The 12,977-nt window shown below is 42.7% G+C and carries 24 protein-coding genes; 6 read left to right on the top strand and 18 right to left on the bottom strand.

What is annotated here, in order from left to right:
* Positions 1 to 125: 125 nt before the first annotated feature.
* Together FVR03_RS25135 and FVR03_RS01175 are read left to right on the top strand one after the other, a co-directional pair.
* Positions 126 to 287, top strand: a complete 162-nt coding sequence (locus FVR03_RS25135; RefSeq protein ID WP_147919928.1) for a ribbon-helix-helix domain-containing protein — start codon at positions 126 to 128, stop codon at positions 285 to 287.
* A 5-nt stretch (positions 288 to 292) separates the two neighbouring features.
* The gene (locus tag FVR03_RS01175) at positions 293 to 745 is read left to right on the top strand and encodes a GIY-YIG nuclease family protein (protein ID WP_147919927.1); all 453 of its coding nucleotides are present in this window, start codon (positions 293 to 295) and stop codon (positions 743 to 745) included.
* A gap of 177 nt (positions 746 to 922) precedes the next feature.
* On the opposite strand, the gene FVR03_RS01170 is transcribed toward FVR03_RS01175, so the two are convergent.
* The 18 genes from FVR03_RS01170 to FVR03_RS01090 all read right to left on the bottom strand — a co-directional run bounded on the left by FVR03_RS01170 (position 923) and on the right by FVR03_RS01090 (position 8,850).
* A complete protein-coding gene (locus tag FVR03_RS01170; protein WP_147919926.1) occupies positions 923 to 1,177 on the bottom strand; it encodes a hypothetical protein in 255 nt (84 codons plus the stop codon).
* Between the two features lie 3 nt (positions 1,178 to 1,180).
* Positions 1,181 to 1,393: a hypothetical protein gene (locus FVR03_RS01165; RefSeq protein ID WP_147919925.1), complete on the bottom strand. Its 213-nt coding sequence runs from the start codon at positions 1,391 to 1,393 to the stop codon at positions 1,181 to 1,183.
* Positions 1,383 to 1,613, bottom strand: coding sequence for a hypothetical protein (locus FVR03_RS01160; RefSeq protein ID WP_147919924.1), 231 nt, complete (start codon positions 1,611 to 1,613; stop codon positions 1,383 to 1,385). The genes FVR03_RS01165 and FVR03_RS01160 overlap by 11 nt, the downstream gene beginning before the upstream one ends.
* Positions 1,614 to 1,622: 9 nt before the next feature.
* The gene (locus FVR03_RS01155) at positions 1,623 to 1,853 is read right to left on the bottom strand and encodes a hypothetical protein (protein ID WP_147919923.1); all 231 of its coding nucleotides are present in this window, start codon (positions 1,851 to 1,853) and stop codon (positions 1,623 to 1,625) included.
* 96 nt (positions 1,854 to 1,949) lie between these two features.
* A complete protein-coding gene (locus tag FVR03_RS24190; protein ID WP_187269994.1) occupies positions 1,950 to 2,105 on the bottom strand; it encodes a hypothetical protein in 156 nt (51 codons plus the stop codon).
* A gap of 5 nt (positions 2,106 to 2,110) precedes the next feature.
* Entirely contained in the window at positions 2,111 to 2,743 is a 633-nt protein-coding gene (locus tag FVR03_RS01150; protein WP_147919922.1) for a hypothetical protein, read from the bottom strand.
* Between the two features lie 392 nt (positions 2,744 to 3,135).
* Positions 3,136 to 3,327 carry a hypothetical protein gene (locus tag FVR03_RS01145; protein ID WP_147919921.1) on the bottom strand — a complete coding sequence of 64 codons (192 nt, stop codon included), beginning with the start codon at positions 3,325 to 3,327 and terminating at the stop codon, positions 3,136 to 3,138.
* Positions 3,324 to 4,049: a DNA cytosine methyltransferase gene (locus FVR03_RS25130; RefSeq protein WP_147919920.1), complete on the bottom strand. Its 726-nt coding sequence runs from the start codon at positions 4,047 to 4,049 to the stop codon at positions 3,324 to 3,326. Before FVR03_RS25130 ends, FVR03_RS01145 begins: the two co-directional genes overlap by 4 nt.
* Positions 4,050 to 4,137: 88 nt before the next feature.
* The gene (locus FVR03_RS01135) at positions 4,138 to 4,317 is read right to left on the bottom strand and encodes a hypothetical protein (RefSeq protein WP_147919919.1); all 180 of its coding nucleotides are present in this window, start codon (positions 4,315 to 4,317) and stop codon (positions 4,138 to 4,140) included.
* A 161-nt stretch (positions 4,318 to 4,478) separates the two neighbouring features.
* The gene (locus tag FVR03_RS01130) at positions 4,479 to 4,946 is read right to left on the bottom strand and encodes a hypothetical protein (RefSeq protein ID WP_147919918.1); all 468 of its coding nucleotides are present in this window, start codon (positions 4,944 to 4,946) and stop codon (positions 4,479 to 4,481) included.
* A 67-nt stretch (positions 4,947 to 5,013) separates the two neighbouring features.
* A complete protein-coding gene (locus FVR03_RS01125; RefSeq protein WP_147919917.1) occupies positions 5,014 to 6,039 on the bottom strand; it encodes an ERF family protein in 1,026 nt (341 codons plus the stop codon).
* Between the two features lie 119 nt (positions 6,040 to 6,158).
* Positions 6,159 to 6,359, bottom strand: coding sequence for a hypothetical protein (locus FVR03_RS01120; RefSeq protein WP_147919916.1), 201 nt, complete (start codon positions 6,357 to 6,359; stop codon positions 6,159 to 6,161).
* Positions 6,360 to 6,541: 182 nt separating this feature from the next.
* Positions 6,542 to 6,844 (bottom strand): hypothetical protein, encoded by a 303-nt coding sequence (locus FVR03_RS01115; RefSeq protein WP_147919915.1) that lies wholly within the window; start codon positions 6,842 to 6,844, stop codon positions 6,542 to 6,544.
* A 20-nt stretch (positions 6,845 to 6,864) separates the two neighbouring features.
* The gene (locus FVR03_RS01110; RefSeq protein WP_147919914.1) at positions 6,865 to 7,107 is read right to left on the bottom strand and encodes a hypothetical protein; all 243 of its coding nucleotides are present in this window, start codon (positions 7,105 to 7,107) and stop codon (positions 6,865 to 6,867) included.
* Positions 7,108 to 7,215: 108 nt separating this feature from the next.
* On the bottom strand, positions 7,216 to 7,440 hold the full coding sequence (locus tag FVR03_RS01105; protein ID WP_147919913.1) for a hypothetical protein: 225 nt from the start codon (positions 7,438 to 7,440) through the stop codon (positions 7,216 to 7,218).
* On the bottom strand, positions 7,437 to 7,736 hold the full coding sequence (locus FVR03_RS01100) for a helix-turn-helix domain-containing protein (RefSeq protein WP_147919912.1): 300 nt from the start codon (positions 7,734 to 7,736) through the stop codon (positions 7,437 to 7,439). Before FVR03_RS01100 ends, FVR03_RS01105 begins: the two co-directional genes overlap by 4 nt.
* Positions 7,737 to 7,738: 2 nt before the next feature.
* A complete protein-coding gene (locus FVR03_RS01095; RefSeq protein ID WP_147919911.1) occupies positions 7,739 to 8,566 on the bottom strand; it encodes a phage antirepressor KilAC domain-containing protein in 828 nt (275 codons plus the stop codon).
* 2 nt (positions 8,567 to 8,568) lie between these two features.
* Entirely contained in the window at positions 8,569 to 8,850 is a 282-nt protein-coding gene (locus FVR03_RS01090; protein WP_147919910.1) for a hypothetical protein, read from the bottom strand.
* 122 nt (positions 8,851 to 8,972) lie between these two features.
* Between FVR03_RS01090 and FVR03_RS01085 the strand changes: the two genes are divergently transcribed.
* The 4 genes from FVR03_RS01085 to mtaB are packed head-to-tail and all read left to right on the top strand — an operon-like array spanning position 8,973 to position 12,966.
* Positions 8,973 to 9,671 (top strand): XRE family transcriptional regulator, encoded by a 699-nt coding sequence (locus FVR03_RS01085; protein ID WP_187269993.1) that lies wholly within the window; start codon positions 8,973 to 8,975, stop codon positions 9,669 to 9,671.
* Positions 9,672 to 9,673: 2 nt separating this feature from the next.
* Positions 9,674 to 10,273, top strand: a complete 600-nt coding sequence (locus FVR03_RS01080; RefSeq protein ID WP_147919908.1) for a hypothetical protein — start codon at positions 9,674 to 9,676, stop codon at positions 10,271 to 10,273.
* Entirely contained in the window at positions 10,274 to 11,602 is a 1,329-nt protein-coding gene (locus FVR03_RS01075; protein WP_147919907.1) for a tyrosine-type recombinase/integrase, read from the top strand.
* A complete protein-coding gene (gene mtaB / locus FVR03_RS01070) occupies positions 11,599 to 12,966 on the top strand; it encodes a tRNA (N(6)-L-threonylcarbamoyladenosine(37)-C(2))-methylthiotransferase MtaB (RefSeq protein WP_147919906.1) in 1,368 nt (455 codons plus the stop codon). The genes FVR03_RS01075 and mtaB overlap by 4 nt, the downstream gene beginning before the upstream one ends.
* Positions 12,967 to 12,977 lie beyond the last annotated feature (11 nt).

Raw genomic sequence — 12,977 nt, 5'->3', positions numbered from 1 at the left:
CGTTACATTTAATCCGTATGCAAATGTACGCAATTGTATGCAATAGTTTCAAATATTTTGCATATATTTGCATACGGATGTATAATTGTTAATTTTGTGTCAGTTATAACTAAAAACTCAATATTGTGGCAAAGTCAATTACATATCCTGTTCGATTTCCTTCTGACATTTATGATTCACTAATGTCTGATTGTAAAGCTGAAAAGCGTTCTCTGTCAGCTTTGATGAATAAATTGGCAGAAGAGTATCTTAAAAGCATTGGCAAGTTTCCACCACCTAAAGAATAATTATTATGTATTATGTGTATTCCCTTTCAGACCCTAGAGATCAAGCCATTAGGTATATTGGCGTAACCATCAATCCTAAAGAGCGTCTTATGTCTCATTATGGCGATACATATGGTAGCAGAGCAAAGCTTGACTGGATAAGGGATTTAAGAGCCAATGAACTGTTACCCGTAATGGATATTATAGAAGAATGCTCTTGTAATATTGATGCTGCTCAAAAAGAGAAATACTATTATGATCTTCATAACAAGGGTAATTTAGTTTGTAATGATCCGGCTAACAGTCCGTATGTTTTCAATTTGGCAGAGAGCAAGAGGGCTGAAAACCTTGTTACTACTAAGTTTTCTAATGAATCCCTTAAAATTCTCCGCTTAATCGCTGCCATGACTGATGAAAAACAGTATGAGGTAATTGATAGACTTACTCAGCAGGAGCTGGACCGCCTAACCAAAAAATAGGTTTTAGGCATTACAGTAGACTAACCCTCTCCTTTCCTTTTTACTCCTGCTGCTACAATCATTGCGACTAAGCCGAAGTGTGTAGCGGTTTCAAGCAGCGAACTAGTAGAGGCTATGTAATAGGCCCAAAGTGCTGTTAGAGGGTAAACTACATACCACTTATAGAGCATCTTCATACTAATCCTCTCCTTTCTCAAATTTTCCGCAAGCAGGCCAGTTCACTCTGTGGTCTGTGCCTGGTCCGTTGGTGTTGCCTCTAAGCTCACATTTGTAGTAGGTGCCTGCGTATTGCTTCCTGTAGATGTGCTTGCAATTCTTGCATCGTTCGCCTTCCGGACCTTTGCCAAAGGATTTTAAAAGCGGGTTGCCCTTCTTGTTAGATACGGTTATGACCTCTCCAAAAAGGTTTTCATAGGTGGTCTGTTTTTTCATATCTTATGCTGCTCTTTTAAGTTGTTCTTCTCCTAATAACATTCTTCTTTCACCCCCTAAATACTGCCTTCGTTTCTTACTATTGTACTTACCTGGCTGATAAGGCTGCGAGTAGTCGGAATACACCGGTAGTGTTCTTTCTTCTTCTTCTGCCAGTATCCTAGCTTCCTGATCTGTTAAGAAGCTGAAGGGGTTGTAGAAAGGCTCAGAACTCATAGCTGTTATATTCCTCGGCTATCTTCTCGTGGTGGTTCCGGTCTACATCCGAAGTGTGCACTGTGTACCCTTCTCCGGCTATTTCCACGCTGTAGAAGCCATGTTCGAACTTCAGGACCGGCAAAGGCTTATCTTTCACATGCGCGTCAAACAGGGGCTTAGAAATGCCGAATTGGGTGTGTGTTAGCTTCTCGTTTATCTTTATGGTTCTTGGTGTCATAGTAGTCGCTTAAAGGGGTTTCACTATCTCGTCATATTGCGCCATGCTTGTTTCAGCATACTTTTTATTAGGCTGCTTAATGGCATGCAAGGAGGTTGGTACAGTTGCACCGCTTGCTGGCCATCCTTTTTCTACCAGCATCTTTCGCCATAATGCAGAGGCTAAATGCATCATGTGTCCGTAACCTATTCTATCTCCAAGCTCTTTTACCTGGGCTGCTTCTCTTTCAATTTGTGTCATAAGCTTTTCAGTTTTTCTTTTGGTACTTCTTTCTCGCATTCTCTGCATATAGGATTGCTCTCTTTCACTAAGGGAAACTTGCAGGTGCAGGTGTCTTTACTTTTTTTGGTCATTTTTAAGCTGGTAGTAGCGTTCTAGCTTCTCGGTGTGGGTTTGTTTCGCGTATTTGGTCATGTGTTCGCTGTAGCTCTTGTTTCGGGCTACAAACTTACTTTCGTCTAGTATGCGTTCTCCTGGATTAAGATGGATCATCAGGGCTATAGTATTTTGATTACTGGATAATCCCCTGTAGACGATACAGGCATTATTCCTACATCGTATTGGCCTGCTTTGAAGACAATGGCTTGCGTTTTGCTTGTATATTTTATTAAAGCGATAGGCTCATTTAACTGCACAAGCTTGTAGAACAGCTTTACATCAAGCGGAGTATCGTAGATTGTAACATAGGCAGTGCCGAATGTTGTATTGCCTGTTAACTCCTTATGTTCTGCCTCCGCAATTCCTGAACCATAGCAAACAGGGCAATCATCTTCCCTTTCGTGGTGCTCAAACTCCCACGTCACCTCACCAAAACCTTCGCATGTGCCGCACTCCTGCGACTTCTTTAAAACTCTGTATTCAGGTTCTGTTTTAAGGGCTTCTATCTCTGAAACGTTAAAGTCAATAGCAATACTTTTGTTAGCACCATCAAACACAAAACTAGAAATTGGCTTTTCTAGGGTCGCTGCTTGGCTGCAATACAGGTCTTTTGGCGTTCTAATAATGATGTGGCCATTTGTAGCGTATACATAGCCGTTTTGCTCAAATGGGGCTTCTGTGTACTCCCTGAAAATTCCAGGGGCACAGAAGCTTTGGAATAGTTTCTCTTGCGTTATTTCTTTAGTTTCCATTGTTGTTTTTTTTGCATTAGTGATGTGAAAGGTTTAGCCCTTCAGGACCGGAGCGAAGCGGAGCACGAAGGAGCCTGGCCCTTTAGGGATCGCCCAGATATTGATTTTGAATACACAATCCCCCCATCCGGCAACTCTATAACTTCCCCATACTTCCATAGGTCATAGAAGAAGATAGCTATAAGGGTAATGATGCAAATAATGGACATTGCGAGTAATAGGATGAATGCTGTCATGGGGTTATTTGATTAAGGTTGATAAGATATTAGCTACAAGTTGTTTCCTTTCTGCTGCTGTAAGCGTGTTTGGAGCAATACTATTAGAATTTATATACTTCATTATTTGCATCTCCTCCAGTGGTGTGACCTGCACTCCATAACAGTCTATGGTTTTCATATTGAGTATATTGGTAGTTCTATTATATAACCATCAATCTCCAAATCATCTCTTTCATCCGCTGCTGCATCAAATGAAGGAAATACTTTCAATGCACCATCGTCATCTGTGTGCGCAATGTCTGCTGTGTAGTAGAAGCGCATATCAGCGTTTGGCTCCTGCGTCAGAAGGATTATATGTGGGGTCATGGGGTTATTTGGTTATAATGGTTAACAATACATCTAAATAAATAGGATGCCACTATTGGCATTATTGCGTTTCCGTGGGCCTTAGTTCGCTCCATCCCGTTGGGAATGTCATTAAGGCTTCGGAAAGCGCGGGGTTTGGGTATATCGGATCGTGTTCGCCATCCCGGATGTACTCCCTGAAATTGCCGTGATAGTTCTGGCTCTGAAAATATCGGCTTTTGCCGCTCCCCTTGCTGTCCGATACCGTTGGTGTGGGCAATACAATAAACTCTTTCCCTACCCTGTTGCACTCCAAATGTGGTGCCCGATAAACATTGCCATTCTGCATCGTACCCGATTTCGGAAAGCGGATATAAGACATTTTCAAATCCTTTTTTGAGAAGCTCTGGGGAATTTTCAATGACCACGTAAGCAGGTCGGCCTTCGTCAATAATGCGGAGCATCTCTGACCATAAGCCGCTTCGCTCTCCTGTGATTCCCCTGCCTCTGCCTGCAATGGACAGGTCTTGGCAGGGGAAACCCCCTGAAATAATGTCAACTGCTGACGGGTGTCGTAATTCTCTGATGTCTTCATGTTGAATTGTGTTAGGGAAATGTTGTTTTAAGATTTTTCTGTTATAGCTATCTATCTCACAATTCCATATCGTAGATATATTATTTGCTGCTGCCCCAATTTCAAAACCTCCGATGCCAGAGAACAGGGAGCCATGAGTTAATGACATAGGTTTCTTGCTTTCTTCTGGTTAATAATTTCCTGAATAGTTTTCGTTAAGTCTGCCAGTTTGCAGCAGGTGGTAAGGCGTGGTACTTTCATGCTTGCTCCCTCCTCCCTTCTACCCACAGATACCCACCCGTACCTACCAGCGTAGCACCTACCACTAACAGTATGATTGTTTCGTGTGGCTCTTGTACAATTTGGGATAGTATAAGCATCAGTGCCCCTATCAGAGAATAGCTTTTAGAAGTGGTTTTGTTATCTTTTACTTGCATGGCTTTGTATTTTTGAGTTCTACGGCCTGTGTTGCGGTGGCTTTATTTTTCGCTGCCTCTCTTAACTTTTGGAGGTTGCTTAGGAAGGTCTGGTAATCTGTGCTGGTTCTCATGCTGCTTTTCTTTTCGGGTATAACATTTCTTTCCTGTATCTGCCATTATCAATACACTACCTTAATGGTCTCTCCTTGAATCTTGACAGGTGGGTAGAGTTTGGTAGCGTCTCCTGATTCCTCGTCTACTAGTACCAACCCTGTAACCGGAATACCTTGCAGGAACTTCTGGCGCGCCTCTAGTGCTACTTTGGCTTCTTTCAGATTAGCATCTAAGGTTGCCAGCTCCTCATCATTACAGTTAGAGTAATCGTACCGGCTTGGGGTAGATACTATCTGTGCTTTGGCTCCCCACATTTCAGCACCTTTGGTACCATGCTTTGCGGCTTCATCTTGTGCAGGTTTGGCAAGGCCTTTATTTACCTCAGCGAAATACTCATTTATCTTTTTTGTCTCGATGTAGACTTTAAGCGGATCTTCTTTGCCGCCTTCCACTATGTCAGTTACTAGCTCTTTTGCTAATTGAGTAGCCTCTTTCTTGCTGAGTTTCAGCAGTTCTTCGATTTTAATATCCATGTTGTGAAATTATTTTGATGTGTGTAACTTGATAATGTAGTAGCCCCTGTCCTGCTCAAAGGTGGCTTTATGCTGCATTTGATTTGGCTTTAGATCGTTCTTCAATCAGGCCTTCTAATTGCTTAATCCTCTTATTTGCCTGGGCAATGGTGTATCCCTTTGCAAGTTTGGCTTTACCGGCTTTGGCTTCTTCTTCCTTAAAGGCGGTGTTCGCTAGGTGTATTTCAATCAATTCAATTTGATCGGATGTAGCTGGTGTTTCTGCTTCGTGTTTTGTGCCCCATGCAATCAATTCCTGCAACTCTTTATAGATAGTTTCAAAGTCTGCTAAAGGAATGTAGCCTTCATAGTTCGATTCAATATCCTGAACTCTATCCCTGAATGAAATAGGCACATGATGTGAGTTCAGAAGGTTACGGATAAGGTCTTTTTGCTTCTCTGTGGCTACCGGTGTTGGCTCATTTGCAGGCCGCTCAGGAGCTTTTGCCTCAACAGCGGTAAATGACTTGCCTTTTTCGGCTACTGCGCTTTTAAACGATTCTACTTCCTTTAATTGGGGGTATTTGTTCCAAACCTGCACAGTACACTCCTTATCAGTACACGCTTTTACCTCTTTAATAGCTCCATTCAATACCTTTTCGGCTGCAATCTCAGCTTGCTTTTTCAGTTCAGGATTATCTATGTCGTCCTCGTCTGTGGCTATGTGAAAGAATTTAAGCAGGAAATAGCGTTCAGCATAAGTTAAAGCAGAACCTATGCCCTTATCCCAATCATTCTGACCGTTTGCCCCGAACTCGTTTACATCTTTCTCCCCTGTCTCACAATCAATCCAGGTAAAGCGAATCACTACCTTAGTTAGTATCTCTGATTTCGCTCCTTTGGCGGTATTATAATCCTGTCGGGTATTATCAAAGCTTACGATTTCCTGTTTCAGTAGCAGCCCGTATTCGTTCATCAGGGGCTTGATATGCTCCAGCACCTTTGCGCCTGTCACATATTCGAAACTGAAAGATTTCTTATCCTTGCCTAAGCCTACGACACGTTTCTGTATCTCCAGGAGCTTCTGATATAGGTTTAATTTCGGTGTATCCATTATTCTGATTTTTGTGCGTAAAATTCTAAGTCAGTAGTGTACTCTATACCAGTTGTTCTACTGGTATAACAGGTAGTGCAGGAAGAGGTAAGGAGTAGAAGGAATAGGAGTAGCTTCATTTATAATAGCTTTATGCCTTTGACACAATTCTTGGCATCTTGCTGGATATTCTCGTAAGCCATTTCTAAGGCTTCTTCATAATCCAATCCGTAATCTCTTTCGCTATTCTTTCTGATTTGAGCGGTTGTTCCGTAACCTTTTGCAATCATTTTCAGGGTCAGGAGCATTTTGTTGTAATTTTCTTTCTGTTTTGGTGTCATAATTACTTTCCAAACTGGCTGTTAAAGGTTCTGGTGCTATGCTTCACATGATCTGGCTTAGGCTTTTCATGGCAGCTCTTATCAAAGGCGCTCTTACTTGTTAGAGACTTAGGGTTACAGCCAGCAAAAGCAAGGGCTGTTAATAGAAGTGTGAAGAATGATTTCATGTGTTTGGTTAATCATTAGTTTATTCTGTAACCACCGAAGAATTCAGGCTGATCGCGGTCTAAATCAGGATCACGCTCTGGCACCTCCTGAAGTATAATGGCATCGTGAATCCCATAGCAGTTGTTATCTTCAAACCTTTGCTCCGGGAAATCTTCATTCTTTTTAAAGGCTTTCTTGAACTGCTTTCGGAGTTCAGTTAAGTGCTGGTAAACCTCCTCTTCTGAGCAGCACCCAATATGAATTGTTACATTTATGCCAAAGTCTGAATGAACAATAGGCTCAATTTTTTCTGTAGTAAGCGGATTGATATTTTTCATGTGCTTGATTAATCATTAGTTTATGCTGCTACTAAGTTTCTATGTTCTGTAAGAATGGAAGTAAGTAATCCATGTAGTTTCTGATAATCTGCTAGTTCAGGGTGGTAATGGCTTTCAAGTACACATTCCTTACCGCTGAACACCTCTACAGCAATTCCTACATCCTTGCTGTAGTACCACATCCTGGCAGATAGGCCGGTTTCCTCGTTGATACCCTGCACACTGTCCAGAATATCGTTAATTACTTGTCGCTTCGTTATCATTTCACGAACACATTTTGAGCTGCACAATAAGCTACCAGGGCTATGACCCCTACCATTAAGATTACTGCTATCCAATAACCTGTATTGTCTTTTTGTTGATTTGTCATTTTAGGCTGCTGATATGGTGAACACTAGTATTTCTGTTTTAGGTAATAACCCCGCTCTACTCATGGCGGCAAGGGCTGCATTCTCCGGGCTGTCTCCGGCTCTGATGAATTGAAGCGTCTGACTCAGGGGCTGGTTGTAATCCCGGCCTTCTTTGTAATGGGCCGGGTCTGCTACTACTGGCATGCCGAGACTTCCTTTTTTGGGGTATAAGATTATTTCGCTCATGCTGCTTTTGTTAAGGTATAAGTATCTCTTTTGCCTATTCTGCGCTTTCTCTTGTGGTTCACCAGGTCCTGCCGTGAGAAAGTGACCGTTTTGCCGTTTTTGTTGAAGGGTATCTTCCTTTCCCTAACCCATACATGCAAGCTTGAAACTGAACACCCTAAAAACTTGCTTGCTGCCTCGTATCCCTTAATCTCATCATCTACCTGCGATATGTAGTCAGAGACAAATTCTTTGAACTCCCGAAGCTCCTGCCGAAGCTCTTTGTTCTCTTGCTGTAGTTGCTCTATGATACCCATTGTTATTCTCTTTCAACTTTAAGGTGGGACAACTGTACCGTAGATGGGATATTGAAAAGGCTGTTAATCTTATTATGTATCAACTCTCTGCCTTTTTGAGTCCAGCACATTTGAAGGGTAGTTCTATTTGGGTCTGATTCACTAGGGATGTTAACAGTCCTCATTTCTGTGTATCCCAAGCCTGAATACTTTTGAGTAAGAACCCAAACGCCGCCTACTTTATACTGCACTCCTTTTTCTTTAAGCTTGGCATTTAGGGACTGTGCAGATATCCCTAATTCTTTTGCGATTAAGGTAATAGGCATGCTATTCTTCGCATCAAGAACCTTGTCATAAAATGCGGCTTTAGGGGCTTGTGATTTAATTAGTTGCTCTTGCTCTGTGGTTTGCTGCAACAGCTTTTCGTTATCAGCTTCTAACAGGAATGTCTTTTGCTCAAGCTTCTGCAACTTCTCAGCAGACATTATAAGAGCCTTAGCTAAAAACTCATCATCTGTGAGCGTAGCGGTAACACTATGAACAAGCCTTTTAGCCGCTTGGAATGACTGAACCAAACTAGTCTTGAATTGAACTACCCGTTCTGAATTTCTGGAAAGAGTAGAAATAAAAATCGACTGATCTTCGGTTAAGTAGGCTAAAGTCAAAGGTTTGCCTCCGTTGGGCAACGGTCGCGTTTGAAACGCGATTGCTCCAAATGCTTCCTCAATCTCGGGTTGATACTTGGTAATTGTTTCAAGCAAATTTTTATGCTTGATGCCTAGTTCGTTTGCCATTATTGTGCTTTCTATTACCTGCACATCGTTGATTGTTTGAATCTGTAAAAGGCTCATAGTTAGGCAGCATTAGAGGTTATCATTTTCATTGCTTCATCTAGCAAGGCTTTTACAGGAGAAGCAGCTTTTGCCTTTCTGATTACCAGGGTTAAAAAAGCCTGCATTACAACTTCATTATCTGATCTTCCATGTGCCACGGCATAAACTTCACGCTTCACCTCTTTTTCGTCCTGAACATCATACTTGTGTTCATCTCTTAGAATGTCAATCACCGCAGGAGCATAACCGTGTCCGGCTGTTTTCCTAAGTTTTTCTAATGTTTCTTTGTCAGGCTTGTACATGTTGTTCTAATTTTGCTTATGTTTGTAATACTTCTGTAAATATATGTTCAAATACTGAACATTGCAAGCAAAAGTTTCAAAATTAGAACAAATAATTTCTAATATATTTCATTTTTAGAACATTGAAAAGTAAAAGCACTATAGGCCAAAGGCTTATAAAAACAAGGGAATATGTAAATCTTAAGCAGACTGATGTAGCAGAACTGGCGCATATAGCCCGCTCTTCTATTTCAAAACTTGAAAGTGATAAAGCCGAAAAGTATTTAGACTTAGCAATGTTCTATAGTAGAACATATAACATATCCTTGGACTGGCTTATTGATGGGATTGGAGGGGATGAGGTGATTTTAAAAGAAAATTCTAGCCTTAAAATTTTGGGAACAGAGCAATATAAAGAAAAGGGAGTGCCAGAAAACGCCATACCTCTTTATGATATTGATATCAATGCAGGAAATGTGCAGCGGCTAATTGACGATAATAACAGCATTCCTTTGGTTGGATGGATACACTTGGAGGAAATGAGTTCTACAGAAGGTTTACTAGGTGTTCGAGCGAAAGGTGATAGTATGGCCACATTTATAAATAGTGGAGATGTGCTATTGATTAGGAGAATTCAAGACAGAAGCTTTATCCCATTGGGGCTTACCTATGTATTAATAGGAGCAGAAATGTCTGCTGTTAAATACATCCATGATGAGCTACCTGGGGAAAAATGGTTGCTTACTAGCCATAATGTTGAACACAAGCCATTCCCTGTAAAGAAAGAAGCCATTAAACATTTATTTGTAGTAGTAAAAGTATTAAAGGATTTAACTTATTAATTATGGATACACCTATACAAAACAAGTGGTATAATAAAACATGGTTAGTAATATTGCTCCTGCTGTTTATTTTTCCTGTTGGTATATACGCCCTCTGGAAATCAGAGAGAATAGGACAGCTTTGGAAGATTGGTATTACAGTATTATTAGTCCTTGGTATAATAGCTAATCTTAGCAAAGACAAAGACAAAAGCTCCAGCTATGGTGAACCTGAAGAAATTATTATAGCAGCACCCGACACAGTAAAAGAAGAACCCCTTACACAGGAGCAATTAGAAGCCGCTCTCGATGCCAACAAAGAGGAAATGCGCCGGCGGAGACTGAATGTTGCTGAAATGGATAAGAGAATAATGCAGGCAAGGGTAGATTTTCAACAGGAGTTAAGAAATCACTTTTTAGATGCCGGATTAGATATAGAGGTTTCGGTAAAAGGGAAAGAACAAGACGAGCTACACCTGAAGTACGCCTTATTTAATGCAGTCTGGAAAAGAAGATTTGAAAAAGAAGGCGTATTCAGCAAGTGGCATAACATGGGATTTCAAAAAATTGTCTTGACTGATGGCTATGATTACTATGATGGGGTAACCTGGAAAAAGAAATAAATGTCATCTTCATCTGCCACTTACAAAGTAACCATTCGCACGGACCAGGTAAACGATGAGGGTAAGAGCGCTGTGCGAATCCGCATCACCAAAGACCGCAAAACAGCCTACTACCATACCGGCATCTTCCTGAAGCTAAGCAAGGATGCCCGTAAAAGCGAGTGGAACCCCAAAGCCACCACCGAGAAAAGGAACTGGGTAGCCTCTAAGCACTTTGATAGCGGGTCTCTTAACACCAGGATCAAGACCATATTAGAAGGCCTCCAGGCAATCGAGACAAAGCACCCTGCCTATACCAGCGCCCAGATTCGGGATGCCTACGCCCAGCCGGAAGCGGCGAAGAAAACCGGTTTCATCGCCTTCTCTGAAGAGTGGATCATAAGGAAGCGGAACCACGGACAGTACGGGACCGCCAGCACTTACATAACCCAGATGGGTTACTTCAAGCGCTTTTGGGGGGATCGCCCCGATGATCCGGCAAAGCTCACTCCTTATATTATATCAGAGCTGGTTCATTTCCTCCGGACCTGTGACACCAGGCGCGGCAAAGGCTACGATGCCAAAACCATTAATGATGCCTTCGGGGTATACCGTAGCTTTTTCAGGAACGCGGTGCTCGAAGGCTGGATTCCGCCGGCGCCGAACCCTTTCAGCATCCCACTTGTTGAAGAGGTGTTGAAGCAGGTAGAGCGCCCTAACGTAGACCAGATATATTCCTTAATCAAGCTGGAGGGGTTAACGCCTGACTTAGTGCATACACGCAACCTGTTCCTGATGCAGTTTTTCCTGCACGGGGCGCGGGTATCGGAAGTATACACGCTGAAATGGTCCAACGTCAACAGCACGCACATTATATTCAAGCCCAGGAAAAGAGCCAAAGAGGTGAAGATTATTCCCCGGCATGAAGGCATCGAGTGGATTTTAAGCCAGTACCCGCAGCAGGGTAATTATATTTTCCCGTTCTTTGCAGAAAAACACGAAAAGGCAAAAGGAGAAGAATTGCGGCTCCTGATGCGGAACCTGAACACCAGGATTGCCAACAGGCTAAAAATCATAGCTAAGATGGCTGGACTGCCACACCTTGCCTCACACATGCAGCGCCATACCTTTGCCGATCATGCCTGGGAGCTAACGAAGGATATCAGGAAAGTTCAGGGAATGTTGGGGCATAGCGAAAGTAAGACAACTGAAGGGTATATGACGAAATTAGGGCAGATAAGCAAGGACAATCTAAGCACCTCCCTATATTCAGGTGTACAGGAAAACATCAGGGAAACAATTTCAGGCAAAGGGTACAGCGATGAACTACAGAAAGAGCCAAAGGAATGAAAATAGAAACTAATTATAGCCTACAGTTGCAGGTAAATACAGCAAGTAGAAAAGTTGCATTTTATACATTAGGTTGTAAACTCAACTACTCCGAAACCAGCACGATTGGGCGCATTTTCCAGGAGCGTGGTTTTGAGAAGGTTGAATTTACTGATACGCCAGACATTTACGTGATAAACACGTGTTCTGTAACAGACAACGCAGATAAGAAATGTCGGAAAATAGTGAAGGAGGCGCTGAAGCATTCTCCTGATGCCTTTATTACCATAGTAGGTTGCTATGCCCAGCTGAAACCGAAAGAGATAAGCGAAATACCGGGTGTTGACGCAGTGTTAGGTGCAGCTGAGAAATTTCAGCTGGTAGATATACTCGATGGGTTCGAGAAAAAAGAGAAGCCACAGGTTTTTGCCAGCGCCATCAGCGAAGCCAACACGTTTCATAACTCTTACTCGTTTGGCGACCGCACCCGCACGTTCCTGAAGGTGCAGGATGGCTGCGACTACTCCTGCACGTTTTGTACCATACCCCTGGCGCGTGGCAACAGCCGCTCCGACAGTATTGCCAATGTATTACGCTCTGCCCACGAAATTGCCGAATCAGGAGTTAAGGAAATTGTGCTGACCGGTGTGAACACCGGCGATTTTGGTTTGCAGGAAGGAAAGCGTGTTGAAACGTTTTTTGAGCTGGTGCAGCAACTCGATCAGGTGCAGGAAATTGACCGTTTCCGGATATCGTCTATAGAGCCAAACCTGCTTAGCAACGACATTATTGCCTTCGTAGCGCAAAGCCAGCGCTTTATGCCGCACTTCCATGTGCCGCTGCAGTCGGGCTCCAACAAAATACTTAAACTGATGCGCCGCCGTTACCTGCGCGAGCTGTATGGCGACAGAGTGGCAACTATTAAGGCTCATATGCCGCATGCCTGCATTGGCGTAGATGTTATTGTAGGTTTCCCTGGCGAAACAGAAGCAGATTTTCTGGATACCTACAATTTCTTAAACGAACTGGATGTTAGTTACCTGCACGTTTTCCCTTATTCTGAGCGGCAGAACACGGTGGCACCTGGTATGGCAGGCAAAGTAAGCCTGAAAGACCGCAACCGCCGGGCCGATATGCTGCGCATTTTATCGGAAAAGAAAAAAAGGCATTTTTATGAGCAGAATGTTGGCCTTGAGTTTAATGTGCTGTTCGAAGATGATGTGAAAAACGGTCAGATGGAAGGCTGGACCGAAAATTATGTACGTGTAGTTGCCAAATACGATCCCGTTCTGGTAAACGAAACAAAACACGTGCGCCTGACAGCCCTGAATGCCGAGGGTTTGATGGAAGCAGAAGAAACATTTGCCGAAGTATTGAAACATTAGAACCATTTAAA

This window comes from Pontibacter qinzhouensis, from assembly GCF_008017455.1.
Taxonomy (GTDB): domain Bacteria; phylum Bacteroidota; class Bacteroidia; order Cytophagales; family Hymenobacteraceae; genus Pontibacter; species Pontibacter qinzhouensis.
The sequence above is the reverse complement of the archived record's forward strand: the minus strand, read 5'-3'. Positions and strand labels throughout refer to the sequence as shown.

What these genes read in the sequence shown, in the direction of transcription:
- FVR03_RS01115 (WP_147919915.1), bottom strand. Translation starts at nt 6,844, where the DNA reads ATGAAAAATATCAATCCGCTTACTACAGAAAAAATTGAGCCTATTGTT.
- FVR03_RS01075 (WP_147919907.1), top strand. Translation starts at nt 10,274, where the DNA reads ATGTCATCTTCATCTGCCACTTACAAAGTAACCATTCGCACGGACCAG.
- FVR03_RS01155 (WP_147919923.1), bottom strand. Translation starts at nt 1,853, where the DNA reads ATGACACAAATTGAAAGAGAAGCAGCCCAGGTAAAAGAGCTTGGAGAT.
- FVR03_RS01130 (WP_147919918.1), bottom strand. Translation starts at nt 4,946, where the DNA reads ATGGATATTAAAATCGAAGAACTGCTGAAACTCAGCAAGAAAGAGGCT.
- FVR03_RS01160 (WP_147919924.1), bottom strand. Translation starts at nt 1,613, where the DNA reads ATGACACCAAGAACCATAAAGATAAACGAGAAGCTAACACACACCCAA.
- FVR03_RS01150 (WP_147919922.1), bottom strand. Translation starts at nt 2,743, where the DNA reads ATGGAAACTAAAGAAATAACGCAAGAGAAACTATTCCAAAGCTTCTGT.
- FVR03_RS01145 (WP_147919921.1), bottom strand. Translation starts at nt 3,327, where the DNA reads ATGACCCCACATATAATCCTTCTGACGCAGGAGCCAAACGCTGATATG.
- FVR03_RS01095 (WP_147919911.1), bottom strand. Translation starts at nt 8,566, where the DNA reads ATGAGCCTTTTACAGATTCAAACAATCAACGATGTGCAGGTAATAGAA.
- FVR03_RS01080 (WP_147919908.1), top strand. Translation starts at nt 9,674, where the DNA reads ATGGATACACCTATACAAAACAAGTGGTATAATAAAACATGGTTAGTA.
- mtaB (WP_147919906.1), top strand. Translation starts at nt 11,599, where the DNA reads ATGAAAATAGAAACTAATTATAGCCTACAGTTGCAGGTAAATACAGCA.
- FVR03_RS01175 (WP_147919927.1), top strand. Translation starts at nt 293, where the DNA reads ATGTATTATGTGTATTCCCTTTCAGACCCTAGAGATCAAGCCATTAGG.
- FVR03_RS01090 (WP_147919910.1), bottom strand. Translation starts at nt 8,850, where the DNA reads ATGTACAAGCCTGACAAAGAAACATTAGAAAAACTTAGGAAAACAGCC.
- FVR03_RS24190 (WP_187269994.1), bottom strand. Translation starts at nt 2,105, where the DNA reads ATGATCCATCTTAATCCAGGAGAACGCATACTAGACGAAAGTAAGTTT.
- FVR03_RS01110 (WP_147919914.1), bottom strand. Translation starts at nt 7,107, where the DNA reads ATGATAACGAAGCGACAAGTAATTAACGATATTCTGGACAGTGTGCAG.
- FVR03_RS01120 (WP_147919916.1), bottom strand. Translation starts at nt 6,359, where the DNA reads ATGACACCAAAACAGAAAGAAAATTACAACAAAATGCTCCTGACCCTG.
- FVR03_RS01165 (WP_147919925.1), bottom strand. Translation starts at nt 1,393, where the DNA reads ATGAGTTCTGAGCCTTTCTACAACCCCTTCAGCTTCTTAACAGATCAG.
- FVR03_RS01170 (WP_147919926.1), bottom strand. Translation starts at nt 1,177, where the DNA reads ATGAAAAAACAGACCACCTATGAAAACCTTTTTGGAGAGGTCATAACC.
- FVR03_RS01100 (WP_147919912.1), bottom strand. Translation starts at nt 7,736, where the DNA reads ATGGGTATCATAGAGCAACTACAGCAAGAGAACAAAGAGCTTCGGCAG.
- FVR03_RS01125 (WP_147919917.1), bottom strand. Translation starts at nt 6,039, where the DNA reads ATGGATACACCGAAATTAAACCTATATCAGAAGCTCCTGGAGATACAG.
- FVR03_RS01135 (WP_147919919.1), bottom strand. Translation starts at nt 4,317, where the DNA reads ATGCAAGTAAAAGATAACAAAACCACTTCTAAAAGCTATTCTCTGATA.
- FVR03_RS25130 (WP_147919920.1), bottom strand. Translation starts at nt 4,049, where the DNA reads ATGTCATTAACTCATGGCTCCCTGTTCTCTGGCATCGGAGGTTTTGAA.
- FVR03_RS01105 (WP_147919913.1), bottom strand. Translation starts at nt 7,440, where the DNA reads ATGAGCGAAATAATCTTATACCCCAAAAAAGGAAGTCTCGGCATGCCA.